Raw genomic sequence first — 15,445 nt, 5'->3', positions numbered from 1 at the left:
GCATCGCGTCCGAGGGGCCGCCGGCACGGGGGAACGGCGGCCCGTCCGGTGTCGCCCTCCGCGTGCCCGCCTCCCGGCCCGGCGGATCCGCCCGGCAACCGACGACGCCCCCCGGGCGGAGCCGGAGGGCGTCGGGGCGGGCGGGAAGGGTCAGCCGCGCTCGGGGCCGCTCTCCTCCGGCTCCTGCTTCAGCTTCTTCAGGCGCGCGGCCTCCTTGCGGACGTCCACCTGGGTGGCACGCTCCTTCTCCAGCCACTCGGGCCGCTCCTGCTTGAGCGCCTCGATCTGCTCGGTGGTCAGCGCCTCGGTGACCCCGCCCCGGGCGAGGCCCGAGATGGACACGCCCAGCTTGGCCGCCACCACCGGACGCGGGTGCGGACCGGTGCGCCGCAGCTCGCGCAGCCACTCCGGCGGGTCGGCCTGCAGCGCGTTCAGCTCGGCGCGCGTGACCACACCCTCCTGGAAGGAGGCGGGGGTGGCGGGGAGGTACACACCCAGCTTCTTCGCCGCGGTCGCGGGCTTCATCGTCTGGGTGCTCTGCTGCGACTTCATGACGTCAAGGGTATCGGCCGTGCGCGGGGGGCCCGACCACGGCCGGTGACCGGGTCCGCCGCCGGGGGCCGGTAATCTGGCCTGATGACAGGCTCGGAGGCTGCACCGTCGTTCCGGCTCGCGTACGTTCCCGGGGTGACGCCCGCCAAGTGGGTGAAGACCTGGAACGAGCGCCTGCCCGACATCCCGCTCACCCTCGTCCAGGTACCGGCCGCGGAGGCGCCCGGGGTGCTGCGCGCGGGCGAGGCGGACGCGGGTCTCGTCCGGCTGCCGGTCGACCGCACGTTCTTCAGCGCGATCCCGCTGTACACCGAGACCTCGGTGGTCGTCGTCCCGAAGGACCACCTGATCACGGCCGCGGACGAGGTGTCCCTGGCCGATCTCGCCGACGAGGTGCTCTTCCACCCCCTGGACGACGTCTTCGACTGGGAGGCCCCACCGGGCGAACCGGCCTTCGAGCGGCCCGCCACCACCGCGGACGCCGTCGAGCTGGTGGCGGCGAACGTCGGTCTCCTGGTCGTCCCGCAGTCCCTGGCCCGCCTGTACCACCGCCGGGACCTCACCTACCGCCCGGTCGTCGACGCGCCCCAGTCGAGCGTCGCCCTGTCCTGGCCGGAGGAGGCCACCACCGACCTGGTGGAGACCTTCATCGGCATCGTCCGCGGACGCACGGTCAACAGCACCAGGGGCCGTACGGCGGCGCAACCCGCCGACGCCGAGCGCAAGCGCTCCGACCAGGGCGGCAGCCGGCAGACGACCGGGGCGAAGGCGCCGGCCAGGTCGTCCGGTAAGCCGGCGGCCCGCACCGCACGCGCCCGCACCGGCGGCGGCCGGCCGGCCAAGCGGGGCAAGCCGCGCCGGAGGTCGTGAACCCGGGCCCTCAGGCGCCGGCCTTCACCGTCTCCCCGGCGCCGCCCTCTCCCGGGCCCCGCCCGGCCGGCTCCCCCGTGGGTTCGGGCCGCACGTGCCGTTCCCGCAGGTCGGCGACGGCCAGCACGAGGGCGACCACGATGATGCCCACGGCGGAGAGCAGCCCGAGCTGCATCGCCGTGTCGGTGCGGCCGTGGTTGGCAAGATGGGCGAAGTACACCGAGCCCACCACGGCGATCCCGGCCGCCGAGCCGACCCGCTGGCCCGTCTGGAGCACGCCCCCGGCCGCGCCCGCACGGTGCACCGGGACCCGGGTCAGGGTGAGGGTGGTGTTCGGGGACACCGTCAGACCGGAGCCGATGCCTCCGACGAGCAGCGGCAGCGCCGACGCCCAGCCCAGGTTCCGCCCGGGCACAAGTTCCACCGCAACCATCACCCCGAGCAGCCCCAGGGCCACCCCGCCGAGACCGATGACGACCAGCTTGCGGCCGAACCGCACCACCAGCCGGCCCCCGGCGGCGGCCCCGACCGCCGAGGCCGCCGCGAAGGGCAGCACCGTGAGACCCGAGGCCAGCGCGCTGTACCCGACGCCGTTCTGCAGGTACAGGGCGTAGAGGAAGAAGACCGTGGTGAAGCCCGCGAAGTAGGTGAGGCTGATCAGCGCGCCCAGCGTGAAGGAGCGCAGGGAGAACAGCCCCAGGTCCACCAGCGGAGCGCGCCCGCGCAGCCCCTGCCGTTTCTCCCACGCCCAGAACCCGCCCAGCAGCGCCAGCGCCACCGGCAGCAGCGCCCACTTCTCCCGGCCGGTCCACTGCTGCTCCTGCACCAGGGGCAGCATGAGCGCGAGCACGCCCGAGCCGAGGAGCAGCACCCCGAACAGGTCGAACTCCTCGCGCCTGCCGGGCGCCGGGTAGCGGGGCAGCAGCCGCAGCCCCGCGGCGAAGGCGGCCACCCCGATCGGCAGATTGACGAAGAACACCCAGCGCCAGCCGTCGTCGGTGCCGACGGCGTCGATCAGCAGGCCGCCCGCCAGCGGGCCCGTCGCCGTCGACACCCCGATGACCGTGCCGAGCACACCGAACGCCTTGGCCCGCTCGGCGCCCCGGAACATCTGCTGGATCAGCCCGGAGGTCTGCGGCGCGACCATGCCCGCCGCCGTGCCCTGGATCAGCCGGAACACCACCAGCCAGGCGGGACTGGCAGCGAGCCCGCACGCCAGCGAGGCCACCGTGAACAGGGCGAGCCCGATGAGGAAGGCCTGGCGCCGGCCGCGCATGTCGCCCAGCCGGCCCGCCGGGACCAGCGCGAGCCCGAACGTGAGGGCGTACCCGGAGACCACCCAGGACTGGGTCGCCTCCGAGGCGCCCAGCCCGCGTTCCAGCGAGGGCAGCGCCACGTTCACGATCGAGGTGTCGAGAAGCGAGATGAAGCCCGCCGCCAGACAGACCCCGAGCGCCTTCCACCGCCGCTCGTCTGGTGCGGGCGGTGCCGCGACTGTAGTCATGGGGTCACGCTATGCAGTCACGGCCCGCCCCGCACGGGGAACCGCCGCGCCCTGCCCCGGTTCGGCGCCCCCGCGCTCACGCCACGTAGGACGCCTTCCGGGCCGTGCGCACCACGGCGTCGCCGTCCGCACGCGCCAGCCGCCCTTCGGCCACCCAGGTGTCGACGGTCGTCCCCACATGGGTCACCAGCGCCCCCTTGCTCCGGAAGGGGGCCCCCGCCCACACCGCGTCGAGGAGCGTGGTCCCGTCGGGGCGGACGGGATGGGCGACCCCGGAGTCGAGGCCGCCGAACACCACCCGGGGTTCGGTGCGGCGGACGTACGCGTGGGTCGGGGCCTCGGTGCCTTCCAGGAAGGGGGCGAACTCCGTGCCGTCCAGGGTGTGGTGCAGCGGGGAGCCGGGGACGGGGGCCAGGGACGGCAGCAGTTCGCCGGAGAGCGCCGCGTTGCCGTACAGGCCGACCTCCAGATGGGTGGTGGCGGAGCTGCGGCCGACCAGGTTGACCGGCCCGTACCAGCGTCAACGGTACTGACGAGTAGAGGAGTGGTTCAGCGGGCCGTCTCCCGCAGCCACGCGTACGCCGACTCCGCCGTGAACTCGGCCTGGCCGCCCCGCAGCAGCAGCGACGCGGTGGCGAACTCGGGGGCGTCCGCCTGGGCGGGGACGTACGGGACCGCGATGCAGCGCATGCCGGCAGCCTGGGCGGCGGCCGCACCGGGGGCCGCGTCCTCCAGGACCACGCAGTCGGCCGGGTCCGCGCCGAGCCGGCGGGCCGCCTCCAGGAACACGTCGGGGGCGGGCTTGCCGTTCGGGACCTCGTCGGCCGAGACCACCGTGCGCAGCCGGGCGGCCAGGCCGGTGGCCGTCAGGATCGCCTCGATGGCGTCCGGGGAGGAGCCCGAGGCCACCGCCATCGGCACGTCCGCGGCCGCCAGCAGTTCCACGAACGCCCGCATCTCCGGGTACACCCGCGTGTTCCTGCGGGCCAGGGCCAGATAACGGCGGTTCGTCGCGGCCAGCAGCTCCGCCGCCGGGGCGCGCAGGCCGTAGCGTTCCCGCCAGAGCGCCGCCGTCTCCCGGGTGCTGATGCCGACGTAGCTCTCGTGGTCCGTCCAGCTGAAGCCGGGGACGCCGTGCTCGGCCAGGGTCTGCCGGCTCGCCTCGTAGTAGTTCGGCTCGCTGTCCACCAGCGTGCCGTCGAGATCGAAGATGACCGAGAGGGTGCCAAGATCGCTCATGGCGTCCAGGATGCCAAGGGTCAGGCGCGGGCCGCCCGGCCGACCGACTCCACCAGGGGTAGCAACCGGTACGGGACGCGCTCGCGCAGCGCCACCTCCGTGCGGGTGCGCACCACACCCGGCAGGCTGATCAGCTTCTGGATCACGTCCTCCAGGTGCGCGTTGTCCCGGCCCACCACCCGGGCGAGCAGATCCCCGCCCCCGGTGATCGAGAAGGCCTCCACGATCTCCGGTACGGCGGCCAGCGCGTCCCCCACGTCGTCCAGATGGCCCTGGGTCACCTCGATGTGCACGAACGCCAGCACCGGATGGCCCAGCGCGGCGGGCGAGAGGGAGGGGCCGGTACCGGTGATCACGCCGTCCCGCTCCATCCGGTCCAGCCGGGCCTGGAGCGTGCCGCGGGCGACGCCGAGGATGCGGGCGTACTCGCGCACGCTGGTGCGCGGCTGCTCCAGGAGCAGCCGCAGGATGCGGGTGTCGAGTTCGTCCACGGCCATGATGGACGACTGTACCAATGGCTCAGCGGCCTCGCAGAGCGCTGTACCGCCCGACCTGGTCCGTTGGTATTCCGGTGGGTGTTCGGGTCCGGTCGGTGTTGGGCCAATGGACCAGGGATTCCGGGCTGACTTGAGCCAGTGAGCCCGGTGATGCTCTCATGGACGTGTCGATGGCGCTGCGGATCCCCGCGGCGCCTTTTCTGTGCCGGTGTTCCCAGGGGAGGGCAGCAGTGCTGAAGAGGGTGTTCGTGGCTCCGGACCCGGGACGGGCGCGGTTGCGTTTCGCCGCGCGGGCCGTCCTCGGCATCGGTCTCGCGGTCGTGGTCTGCGGACTCGCCGGACACTCCCTCGCCGGTGCGGTCACCGGCGGCCTCGCCGCGCTGCTCACCCTGTTCACCGTCGCCGACCCGACCGTGCGCGGGCAGGCGGTCACCACCGCCCTGCTGCCCGCCGTGGGCCTGCCGGTGCTGGCCGCCGCGGCCGAGCTGCACGCCCTGCCCGTGGCCCGCGACCTCACCTTCCTGGCCGTCGTCGGCGCCGGCGTCTACGCCCGCCGGTGGGGCCCGCGCGGGCACAGCCTCGGCGTGTTCGCCTTCATGACCTTCTTCGTGGCCCAGTTCCTGCACGCCACGCCGGGGCAGCTGCCCGAGCTGTACGCCGCCGTCCTGCTCTCCGTGCTCACCGCGGCCGCCGTGCGGTTCGGCGTGTGGTGCTACGAGCGCCGGCTGCCCCCGGCCGCCGTACCCGCCCCGCCCGCCGGGACCGGGCTGGCCCGGGTGACCACCCGGCAGGCCGTCCAGGCGACCGCGGGCGCCGGGTTCGCGCTCGTCGTGGGGCAGCTGGTGTCGGGACAGCGCTGGTACTGGGCCGTCGGCGCCACCTGGTGGATCTTCGTCAACACCGCCTCGCGCGGTGAGACGCTGGTCCGCGGCTTCCGCCGGGTCCTCGGCACGGTGATCGGCATCTGCCTGGGCTTCCTCGTCGCCGTCCCTGTGCACGGCGCGCCCGTCCCGACGGCCGTCCTCGTCGCCGCCGCCGTCTTCGGCATCTTCTACACGGCCGCCGTCTCCTACACCTGGATGATGCTCTGCGTGACCCTGCTCGCCGAGCTGCTCTACGGCCTCCTCGGCGTCCTCAGCCCCGGGCTGCTCGCGCTGCGGCTCGCCGAGACCGGTGTCGGCGCGCTCGGCGCTGCCCTCGCCGTGCTCTTCGTGCTGCCGGTGACCACGCACGCCACCACCGACGCCTGGATCCAGCGGGCCCTGCGCTGCGTGCACGCCTGCACGGCCGAGGCCGCCGCCCGCCTGGCCGGTTCCGCCACCGCCGACCCCGCGCCGCGCGTGGCCGAACTGGAGCAGATGCTCGGCCGGGTCCGGCTGTCGGTGGCCCCGCTGGTGCACCCGCTGAACCCGATGCCGGCGCGCAAGGCGCGGGCCCGCCGGGTCCTGGCGCTGCTCGACGACTGCGCCCGCGAGATCCGGGGCCTGGTCGCGGTCGCCGCCGACCCCGAGGCCTCCCACGACGCCCGCCTGGCCGCCGCCTGCTGGCGGGTGGAGGCCGCCGTCGAAGCCCTCACGGCGGGCCGCACCGACGCCCTCCACCACCCCGTCGAACCCCCCGCCGAAGGCGCCCTCGCCCACCTGCACGGCCTGGAGCGAGCCCTCACCGAACTCGCCGAGCCCCTGCGCACACCGTCCGGCTCGCGCCTGGTCGGCGCCTGACCACAGGCGTGACGGGGCCCTTCCCGGCAACCGCACTGCCCCGACCCGCCGAGGGCCCTCGCGCCCGCTTGCGCCTGCGGTCGCAGGGCCGGGGGCTGGCTTGTCGCGGTTGCGCGGGAGATCGTGCGCGGAGAAGTGCTCCGGCACGGCGATCACCCCGCGGAGGGCCCTCGCGCCCGCCTGCGCCTGCGGTCGCACGGCCGGCGCCTGATCTGTCGCGGTGGCGCGGGAGACCGTGCGCGAAGAAGTGCTCCGGCATGGCGATCACCCTGCCGAGGGCCCCTCGCGCCCGCTTGCGCCTCGGGTCGCAGGGCTGGCGCCTGATCTGTCGCGGTTGCGCGCGGGAGACCGTGCGAGCAAGAGTGCTCCGGCACGGGGCCCACCCCGCCGCAGGTCCTCTCGCCTGCTCGCGGCTGCGGTCGCAGGGCCGGCGCCTGTCGTGGCGGCGCGGAAGTCCCGCGAAGAATCGCGCCGTCGCGGCGCCCTGCCCCGCTGAAGACACCCTCGCCGGCCTGCCGCCGCGGTCGTCGCCGGGCCGCCGGCCGGCTGGGGCGTGACCGATCGCGGTGGGCGAGGAACCGCTCCGGCATGGCGCCCGCCCGGCCGCTGCGGTCGCAGGGCCGGCGCCTGGTCTGTCGCGGTGGCGCGGGTGACTCCGCGCAGGCTCTGTCGAAGCGGCCTGTCCTGTCCCGCCGAAGGCACTCCCCGCCCGCCTGCCGCCGAGGCCCCGCAGGGAGCCGTCACTCTTTTGGTCTAGACCGGTTCTGATCGACTGCTACCGTCGGCCCCGGAGAGGCTTCGCGGCGCGACCGAGAGGGGACAGCGGTGGCACAGGACGGCAGGGCGGGCAGGCGCCGGGCGTTCATCGGATCGTTCACGGCGGCGGGCGGCCCCGGACTGGTGACCGCGGAGGTCGCCCGGGACACCGGCGCCCTCACCCTCGTGTCCGCCGTGCAGGACCTGCCCGACCCGTCCTACCTGGCCCTCTCCCCGGACGGGCGCACGCTGTACGCGGTCAGCGAGACCGCCGAGGGCGCTGTCGCCGCCTACCGCGTCACCGGTGACCGGCCGGAACCCGTCGGCGCCCCCGTGCCGGTGGACGGCAGCAGCCCCACCCACCTCGCCCTGTACGCCGGGCATGTGCTGACCGCCAACTACGGCTGCGGCAGCGTCACCGCCGTCCCCCTGCGCCCGGACGGCGCCCTCGCCGCCGCGCCCTCCGGACGGCTCCAGCACACCGGCTCAGGCCCGCACGACCGGCGTCAGCGCGGCCCGCACACCCATCAGGTGCAGCCCGACCCCAGCGGCCGGTGGGCGGTCAGCGTCGATCTGGGGACGGATTCGGTGCGGGTGTGCACCCTCGTGGACGGCACCCCCGCCGTCCACCGCGAGTTCGCCCTGCGCCCCGGCTCCGGTCCGCGCCACCTGGCCTTCCACCCCGACGGCGAGCACGCCTACGTGGTCAACGAGCTGACCCCCACGATCACCGTCTGCCGCTGGGACTCCACCGGCGGCTCCCTGAAGCCGCTCACCGAGGTCCCGGTGCTGCCCGGCGCGCCCGCCGGCGACGCCTACCCCTCGGGGATCGTCGTCTCGCCCGACGGCCGCTTCGTGTGGACCGCGACCCGCGGCGAGGACGTCCTGTCGGTCCTGAGCGTCCAGGAGGACGGCCTCCGGCTGATCGGGACCGTGCCCTGCGGGGGGCGCTGGCCACGCGCGCTGGCCGGGCACCACGGCTTCCTCTACGCCGCCAACGAGCGCTCCGGCGACGTCACCTGGTTCGCCGTGGACGACGTGACGGGCATCCCGCGCTACGACGGCTCCGTGCGGGTCGCCGCGGCCTCCTGCGTCGTCTTCGGCTGAACACCCCGGGCCCGGCCGCTGCGCGGGCCCCGGGCACGGCGAAGGGCCCGCTCCGGGACGGGAGCGGGCCCTGTGTCGTACGGATGCCGAATGCGGGGCGCCGGGGCGTCAGCGGACGGGTGCGCCCTGCGGCTGCTGCGGGGCGATGCCCAGCGCCGTCGTGTACTTGGCCAGCGCGAGCTTGCCGATCGCCGGGTATGCGCCGAGCGCCTCGGAGGTGGAGCAGCCCGCCTCCTCGGCCGCCGCGGCCAGCAGCGCCGGGTCGATCTCCGGACCGATCAGGTACGGCGCCAGGGCCAGCTGCTGCGAACCCGAGGAACGCAGCTGCTCGGCCACGGAGGCGATGGAACCCTCCTGGTCCAGGGCCGCCGACATCACCGGCACGGCCAGGCGCGCGGCGAGCAGCATGCCGGTGATCCCGGCCGCCTGCACGGCCTCCTCGCCGCCCACCGAGGCCAGGATGATGCCGTCCGCGGCCGTGGCCACGGTGAACAGCCGGGCGCGGTCGGCGCGGGCCAGGCCCGCCTCGGACAGCCGGACGTGCAGGGCCTCCGCGAGCAGCGGGTGCGGGCCGAGGACATCGGTCAGCTCGGCGGCGACCCGGCTGTCCATCACGGACTGACGGATCTGCCGCAGCAGCGCGCTGTCCGGACCGGCCAGCAGCGGGACGACGACGGCGACCGGGCCGTCGGGCTCCTTGATTCCCTCGATCCCGGCGGCGACGGCCTGCTCGTAACGCGCGGCGCGCTCCTCGGCGGCCCGCGCCAGCACGGAACGCAGCGTGGCGAACTCGGTGTCGTCCCCGTCCAGATACCCGATCCGGGCGTCGAGGCCGGGCAGCTCGGAGCGGGCGATGCTCACGACCTCCTCGGCGAGGCTGCGCGTGGTGGTGCTGGGCACACCGGGCACCGCGAGGACGAGCGCGGGCGCGCCCTCGGGAGCCACCAGCGGTTCCGGGCGGCGGTGCCGTCCGGGCTGGCGAGGTCGCGGCATTCGTACGGGCAGGCCGGACGCGGGTCCAGTGGGGGAGCTCATGGCGCCGAATGTTACTGGCTTACTGGCCTCCGCCGTTCGGGGAGGGTGCAGGTGAGCGGTATCCGTCCGGTTTTGTCTGATGAGTTACGCGCGGATGGCACATGCGCCGGGCACGTACCGGACGCATCGGCGGAGACCGGGACGGAAACCGCCGCCGCGGGACCGGTCACCCTGCGCCGTCCCCCGGGGCGCGGCTCACGCACAGCATCGCCGGTTCACCCGGCAGGGTGAGCCGCCCCGCCGCCAAGTCCGTCGCGATACGCACCGAACCGTGCAGCGGGTCGCCCTCGGCCGGCACCTGCCGGGCGTGCGGCAGCCTGCGCGCCAGTTCCTCGCGCAGCGGTACGAGGAGCGGGTCGCCCATGCTGAACAGGCCACCGGTGACAGCGACTTCGGGGGTGCCGTCGTCCGGGCACACGGCGGCGGCGGAGTCGGCCATGTGCCGGGCCGCGGTGCGCAGGATGTCCGCGGCGACCGGATCCCGCGCCGCGCACCCGGCCACCCGGGGCGCGAACGAGGCCAGCACGGCGGCCCGGTCGGTACGCGGGTACAGCAGGCCGGGCAGCCCGCGCACCGGGCCGAACTGCTCCTCGGCGCAGGCCAGCAGCGGTGCCGAGCCGCCGTCGCGGCCGTCGTGGGCGCGCAGCGCCGCCTCCAGACCGGCCCGCCCGATCCAGGCTCCGCTGCCGCAGTCGCCCAGCAGATGCCCCCAGCCGTCGGCCCGCCGCCAGCCCGTCAGGTCCGTGCCCACCGCGATCAGTCCGGTGCCCGCGGCGAGGACGGCACCCGGATGCGGGCCGAGGGCGCCGACGTACGCGGTGACGGCGTCGGCGGCCAGCGCCACGGCCCGCACGCCCAGCTCCCGGGCGAGCGCGCCGGGCAGTTCGGCGCGCAGGGCGTCGCCCAGGGAGGCGAACCCGGCGGCACCGACGACGGCCGTGCCCAGCTCGCCCACGCCCGCCTCGGCGGCCAGGGCACGGGCCACCGGGACGAGCTGGTCCATCAGGTGGGCCGGGTCGATGCCCCGGGCACCCGTGCGGACCGGTTCCCGGGTCTCGCGCCGCGCCGAGGGCTCCCGCCCCGGGACGCCGACGGCGACCCGGAGGCCGGAACCGCCGGAGTCCACGGCGAGATACCCGGCGGCGGTCACGGCAGACGCCAGTCCACCGGCTGCCCGCCCTGCTGGATCAACAGGTCGTTGGCCCGGCTGAACGGCCGCGAGCCGAAGAAACCGCGGTCGGCCGACATGGGCGAGGGGTGCGCGGACTCCACCGCCGGCAGCCGGCCCAGCAACGGGCGCAGATTGCGGGCGTCCCGGCCCCACAGGATGGACACCAGCGGCTTGCCGCGCGCCGCCAGGGCCCGGATCGCCTGCTCGGTGACCTCCTCCCAGCCCTTGCCGCGGTGCGCGCCCGGGCTCCGCGGCGCGGTGGTGAGCGCCCTGTTGAGCAGCAGCACCCCCTGCTGCGTCCACGGTGTGAGATCCCCGGTGGACGGCTGGGGCAGTCCCAGGTCACCGGTCAGCTCGCGGAAGATGTTGATCAGGCTGGGCGGCAGCGGGCGCACCTCCGGCGCCACGGAGAAGGACAGGCCCACCGCGTGCCCCGGGGTCGGATACGGGTCCTGACCCACGATCAGGACCCTCACCTCGTCGAAGGGTTGCTGGAAGGCCCGCAGGACGTTCGGCCCGGCCGGGAGGTACGTGCGTCCCGCGGCGATCTCCGCGCGCAGGAAGTCGCCCATCTCGGCGATCCGTCCGGCGACGGGTTCCAGGGCCTTCGCCCAGCCCGGTTCGACGATTTCATGCAAGGGTCGTGGTGCCACGGGCGTCACCCTACTGCCGCACACCCGTCGGCGATCAACCAATGGCCCCTGCCCGTGCGCGCGGTCAGCCGACCACCGCCGCCCGCACGCACAGCACGTCCGGCAGGTGCGCGGCCAGCTGCTGCCAGCTGTCGCCGTCGTCGGCCGAGGCGAACACCTCGCCGTTGCGGTTGCCGAAGTACACCCCGGCCGGGTCGCCGTCGTCCGTGCACAGCGCATCCCGCAGGACCGTGCCGTAGTGGTCCTCCTCGGGCAGCCCCTTGGACAGCGGTTCCCAGGTGCGGCCCGCGTCCGCCGTGCGGAAGACCCGGCAGCGGTGCCCGGCGGGCACCCGGTCCGCGTCGGCGTTGATCGGGAAGACGTACGCCGTGCCGCCCCGGCGCGGATGCGTGGCCGCGGCGAAGCCGAACGTCGACGGCAGGCCCTCGCCGATGTCGGTCCAGTGCGCGCCCGCGTCGTCGCTGCGGTACACGCCCCAGTGGTTCTGCAGGTACAGCCGGTCCGGGTCGGCCGCGTCCCTGGCGACCTTGTGCACGCACTGGCCGAACTCCGGGTCCGGGTCCGGCAGGAACACCGCGGACACACCGGAGTTGGACGGCACCCAGCTCTCCCCGCCGTCGGCCGTGCGGAACACCCCGGCCGTGGAGACGGCCACCGTCACGGCCCGCGGATCGCGCGCGTCGGTGAGCACCGTGTGCAGACCCTCACCGCCCCCGCCGGGCACCCACCGCGAGCGGGTCGGGTGCTCCCACAGCGGACGGACCAGCTCGAAGCTCTCGCCGCGGTCCGCCGAGCGGTACAGCGCGGCCGGTTCCGTGCCCGCGTACACCACGTCCGGCTCGGCGGCGGACGGGTGCAGCTGCCAGACCCGCTCCAGGGAGGCACCGGTGTCCTTGGGGAACTTCACGGCGGGCCGGGACGGTTCGGTCCACGTACGGCCGAGGTCGTCGGAGTGGAACACCGACGGGCCCCAGTGCGCGCTGTCGCCGCCGGCCAGCAGCCGGGGCCGGGCGCCCCGGGTGTCGATCGCGACCGAGTAGATCGCCTGCGCGTTGAAGTACGGGCTCTCGTCGAACTCCCAGGGGCCGCTGCCCCGCCGCCGCGCGATGAAGAGGCCTTTGCGGGTGCCCACCGCCAGCAGTACCTCGGTCATGCCGATCACCTCCGGGACGCCGTTGTCCAGGTAGTCGTTCAGGTATCGGCCAGTGTGCACCCCACCACTGACACTCCTCCCCCGAGCGGGCTTCCGCGCAGGTCAGGGCCTGTGTCGCGGGACCGTGACGAAGATCTGCGGGTTCCGTTCCGGCATGCGCCTGCGCAAGCGGGGTGTCTCGTGCGACCGTCGGGGAGACGGCTCGTCGTGAGCAACGGAGCGATCTTTCCCGTATGGGAGGGCGGTCCGGCCGGTCGGTGCGCTCGTGAGGAGGATGCCTTTGAAGGCGTTCCGTGGTCCGAAGGTGTGGCTGTGGCGCTGGCGGCGCAACCCGCTCAAACGCCGGGCCGACGTGGTGGAGGCCTGGGTGGTGCTCGGTGCCTGTCTGCTGACCGTCCTGGCCGGGGTGCTGGCCGGCCTCGCGGCGGCCGGCTCGGTGCGGGACGGGCTCGCCCGGGAACGGGCCGCCTGGCGGCCCGCGGTGGCCCGGGTCGTGGCGCAGGTGCCGGGGTCGCCCTCGCACAGCAGCCAGGCCTCCTCCGGTGACCGGATCTGGGGCAAGGTCCGCTGGACGGTGCCCGACGGCTCCGCGCACACCGGCCAGGTCCGGGTGGAGCCCGGCAGCAAGCCCGGTACGCCGGTCACCGTGTGGACCGACCCGCAGGGGCACCTCGTCTCCCGCCCCACCACCGCCTCCGAGGCCGCCTTCCGGGCCACCCTCATAGGCCTCCTGGTCGGCGTGAGCGCCGCGGCGGTTCCCTTCGTCGGCGGCCTGGCCGTACGGGGCCGCCTGGAACGCCGCCGCATGGAGGCCTGGGACACCGAGTGGTCCCGCCTCGGCCCCCAGTGGGGGCGCATGGTCTGACCGCCCCCAGGCTGCCGCGGACACGGGGGGGGAGGAGGAGGACCGGCCTCGTCGTGTGGCCGCCCACCGGCGCCCGGCAGATGGACGTGTCCGGCGGCCCCGCCTGGGGCCTGTCGTTTGGATCATGCCGGGCTGATCCGGCCTGATCCAAACGAAAGGCCCTAGACCTCCACCAGCAGCCCCCGGCACATCCGCAGCAGTTCCTCGTCGTCCGGGATGCCGCGGTCGCCGTACGCGCCCTCGTACGCCGTGTGGCGGCGGGCACGGGTCAGTTCGGCGGTGATCAGGTCGTGCAGGGGCGCGGCGGCGGGGCCCAGGGCGGTCAGGCAGCGGGCGATGGGGACGCGGGTGCGGGGGTCCGCCGTCCAGGCGGTCCGGAACACGGGCAGGACCGGGTCCGGGTCCCGGCCGACGCGCCACAGCGCGCACGCGGCCGCTACGCGTTCCGGCACCGGGCCGGAGCCGGCGAGCCGGCGCAGCTCGGGCAGCGCGGCGCGCGCGGCCGGGCCCAGCCTGGCGAGCTGCTGCACGGCGCTGCGGCGGGTGTCCGGATCCGGCCGCGTCAACTCCCGCAGCAGCACGGGGAGTACGGCGGCGGTGTCCCCGTCCGCCGACCACAGCGCGCCCGCCGCGGCGGCCGCGTGCCGGGTGCGGAGCAGCGTGCGCAGGAGCGGTGCCGCCGGTGCGGCCGCGCCCAGCTCCGCCAGCGTCTCGATCACCTGGCCGGCGACCGCGTCCCGGGGCCCCAGGCCGTCGGGAGCGCCCGAGAGCAGCCGCAGCAGCTCCGGCACGGCGTCCTCGTCCCCGACGGCTCTGATCGCCGTCAGCAGCGGTGCGGCGAGCCGGGCGGCGGCGGGGGAGGCCAGCGGGACGCGGCCGAGGCGGTGACGCAGCGCGGGGGCCAGCGCGGCGGCGGCCCGGCCCAGGTGCGCGACTTCGCGGCCCAGTCCGACCGGGGCCGCCGGTCCGGCCAGCAGCTGGGCCAGCGGCGGCACCGCGCGCGGATCGCCGGTCCTGGCCAGCGCCTTGAGCGGGCCGCCCAGCGCGGGCGGGCAGCGCTCCCAGCGGTGCGTCCACAGGTCGGGCCGCGCGGTCACCAGTGCGTGCAGGCCGTCCGCCGCCGGTGCGGCCAGGTCGAACAGCTCGGCCAGGACCGAGACCGCCGCGTCCCGCAACCGGTCCTGCTCGCTGTCCAGTTGGGCGCCGAGCAGCCGCACGGGCCCGTCGTACGCGCCGCGCCAGCCGCGGAACAGCCCCGCCGACATCCACACGGCATTGCACCGGTCCACCGGGTCCGGACTGGTCAACTGCCCGGTGAGAAGGGCGATCCGGTCGTCCACCCGGTCACCGAGGGCGCTGTGCAGGGTGCGCAGCAGCACGGCGCCCTGCTCGTCGGAGGGCCGCAGCCGCCGTATCCGGCGCACCAGGGTGTCCGTGGCCGCGTGCTCCTGGCGCCGCAGGCGCTGCGCGGACCGCTGCTGCAGCAGCCGGACCGCCGCCGGCACCAGGTCGGCGGGGAGCCGGCCGGGCGCGCGGAGCGCGAGCTGGCCGAGCGCCGCCAGCCGCAGCCCCGGCGCGTAGGGCGGCGCGCTCTGTTCGGCCAGGAGGTCCAGCGCGCCGTCGGCGTGCGCGGGGTACCGGTGCGCGAACAGGCCGAGTGCCTCCATGAGCGCCAGCACGACGCAGTCGTCCCGCTCGGCCCGCAGCCGCCGCCGCAGCAGCTCCAGGACCCGCGGGGGCTCCTCCAGGAAGCGCACCAGGGCCCCGGCCGCCGCCCGGCGCACCGCCGGGTCCGGGTCGCCGGCGAGCACGGCGAAGGCCTCGGCGCCCGCGCTCACCGCAGCCCGCCCCCGCCCGTCCCCCGCCGGCCCCTCCGGTGCGCCCGGGCTTCCCGCGGTGCCGGTGGTCTCCCCGCCGATGCTGACGAGCAGTTCCACGATGCTGCCCCGGTCCGGGACCTCCTCGCGGGCCAGCATCGCGAACAGGAAGGGCACGCAGGCGAGCGTCGAGTCGTACACCCTGCCCTGGTGGTGCACCGCGCTGTACATCCCGTCGAGCGCGGTCGCCCGCTCGGCGGCGTCCGTGGACGCCAGGGCCCGTAACCATCCGGGCACGTCCTCCGCGCTGCCGTGCGCGTGCCGCAGCGAGGCCCAGTCGACCTCGTAGATCCCCGTGAACACGTTGTCCTCCCCAGGCGAGTGCCACCTGATCGGGAGTGTGCACCACGGCACCGACAACGGTCCGGAGCCATCCGCTGACTGTGTGCGATCCGTCGGCGCTGACCGGCCACGGGACGCGGTCGGCCGCACACGCGCGTGGAGG

The 15,445-nt window shown here is 75.5% G+C and carries 13 protein-coding genes and 1 pseudogene; 4 read left to right on the top strand and 10 right to left on the bottom strand.

Annotation, left to right across the window (positions count from 1 at the left end):
- Positions 1-150 precede the first annotated feature (150 nt).
- Complete coding sequence (locus ABZ923_RS15905; RefSeq protein WP_361471309.1) at positions 151-552, bottom strand: DUF5997 family protein; 402 nt, start codon at positions 550-552, stop codon at positions 151-153.
- An 84-nt stretch (positions 553-636) separates the two neighbouring features.
- On the opposite strand from ABZ923_RS15905, the gene ABZ923_RS15900 reads away from it, so the two are divergent.
- Positions 637-1,422 (top strand): LysR family substrate-binding domain-containing protein, encoded by a 786-nt coding sequence (locus tag ABZ923_RS15900; protein WP_361471307.1) that lies wholly within the window; start codon positions 637-639, stop codon positions 1,420-1,422.
- 10 nt (positions 1,423-1,432) lie between these two features.
- Here the strand turns inward: ABZ923_RS15900 and ABZ923_RS15895 are convergent, their stop codons facing one another.
- The 4 genes and pseudogenes from ABZ923_RS15895 to ABZ923_RS15880 all read right to left on the bottom strand — a co-directional run bounded on the left by ABZ923_RS15895 (position 1,433) and on the right by ABZ923_RS15880 (position 4,662).
- A complete protein-coding gene (locus tag ABZ923_RS15895; protein ID WP_361471305.1) occupies positions 1,433-2,926 on the bottom strand; it encodes an MFS transporter in 1,494 nt (497 codons plus the stop codon).
- 76 nt (positions 2,927-3,002) lie between these two features.
- Positions 3,003-3,443 (bottom strand): annotated as a pseudogene (locus ABZ923_RS15890) (glycosylase); the annotation flags it as partial.
- Between the two features lie 32 nt (positions 3,444-3,475).
- Positions 3,476-4,165: an HAD family phosphatase gene (locus ABZ923_RS15885; protein ID WP_361471303.1), complete on the bottom strand. Its 690-nt coding sequence runs from the start codon at positions 4,163-4,165 to the stop codon at positions 3,476-3,478.
- 20 nt (positions 4,166-4,185) lie between these two features.
- Positions 4,186-4,662: an Lrp/AsnC family transcriptional regulator gene (locus tag ABZ923_RS15880; RefSeq protein WP_189300821.1), complete on the bottom strand. Its 477-nt coding sequence runs from the start codon at positions 4,660-4,662 to the stop codon at positions 4,186-4,188.
- Between the two features lie 230 nt (positions 4,663-4,892).
- Here ABZ923_RS15880 and ABZ923_RS15875 point away from each other — a divergent pair, with 230 nt between their 5' ends.
- Together ABZ923_RS15875 and ABZ923_RS15870 are read left to right on the top strand one after the other, a co-directional pair.
- Positions 4,893-6,383: an FUSC family protein gene (locus tag ABZ923_RS15875; RefSeq protein ID WP_361471300.1), complete on the top strand. Its 1,491-nt coding sequence runs from the start codon at positions 4,893-4,895 to the stop codon at positions 6,381-6,383.
- A gap of 825 nt (positions 6,384-7,208) precedes the next feature.
- Positions 7,209-8,246 (top strand): lactonase family protein, encoded by a 1,038-nt coding sequence (locus ABZ923_RS15870; RefSeq protein ID WP_361471298.1) that lies wholly within the window; start codon positions 7,209-7,211, stop codon positions 8,244-8,246.
- Positions 8,247-8,354: 108 nt separating this feature from the next.
- Here ABZ923_RS15870 and ABZ923_RS15865 read toward each other — a convergent pair whose 3' ends face one another.
- The 4 genes from ABZ923_RS15865 to ABZ923_RS15850 all read right to left on the bottom strand — a co-directional run bounded on the left by ABZ923_RS15865 (position 8,355) and on the right by ABZ923_RS15850 (position 12,258).
- On the bottom strand, positions 8,355-9,281 hold the full coding sequence (locus tag ABZ923_RS15865) for a hypothetical protein (protein WP_361471296.1): 927 nt from the start codon (positions 9,279-9,281) through the stop codon (positions 8,355-8,357).
- A 166-nt stretch (positions 9,282-9,447) separates the two neighbouring features.
- Entirely contained in the window at positions 9,448-10,431 is a 984-nt protein-coding gene (locus ABZ923_RS15860) for a BadF/BadG/BcrA/BcrD ATPase family protein (RefSeq protein ID WP_361471294.1), read from the bottom strand.
- Positions 10,428-11,105, bottom strand: coding sequence for a uracil-DNA glycosylase (locus ABZ923_RS15855; protein ID WP_361471292.1), 678 nt, complete (start codon positions 11,103-11,105; stop codon positions 10,428-10,430). Before ABZ923_RS15855 ends, ABZ923_RS15860 begins: the two co-directional genes overlap by 4 nt.
- 64 nt (positions 11,106-11,169) lie before the next feature.
- The gene (locus ABZ923_RS15850) at positions 11,170-12,258 is read right to left on the bottom strand and encodes an exo-alpha-sialidase (protein ID WP_361471370.1); all 1,089 of its coding nucleotides are present in this window, start codon (positions 12,256-12,258) and stop codon (positions 11,170-11,172) included.
- 274 nt (positions 12,259-12,532) lie between these two features.
- Here ABZ923_RS15850 and ABZ923_RS15845 point away from each other — a divergent pair, with 274 nt between their 5' ends.
- Positions 12,533-13,123 carry a hypothetical protein gene (locus tag ABZ923_RS15845; protein WP_361471290.1) on the top strand — a complete coding sequence of 197 codons (591 nt, stop codon included), beginning with the start codon at positions 12,533-12,535 and terminating at the stop codon, positions 13,121-13,123.
- Between the two features lie 161 nt (positions 13,124-13,284).
- Here ABZ923_RS15845 and ABZ923_RS15840 read toward each other — a convergent pair whose 3' ends face one another.
- Positions 13,285-15,303: a HEAT repeat domain-containing protein gene (locus tag ABZ923_RS15840; protein ID WP_361471288.1), complete on the bottom strand. Its 2,019-nt coding sequence runs from the start codon at positions 15,301-15,303 to the stop codon at positions 13,285-13,287.
- Positions 15,304-15,445: the final 142 nt, after the last annotated feature.

Origin of the sequence: Streptomyces sp. NPDC046881, from assembly GCF_040645015.1 — a bacterium.
Lineage (GTDB): Bacteria > Actinomycetota > Actinomycetes > Streptomycetales > Streptomycetaceae > Streptomyces.
The sequence above is the reverse complement of the archived record's forward strand: the minus strand, read 5'-3'. Positions and strand labels throughout refer to the sequence as shown.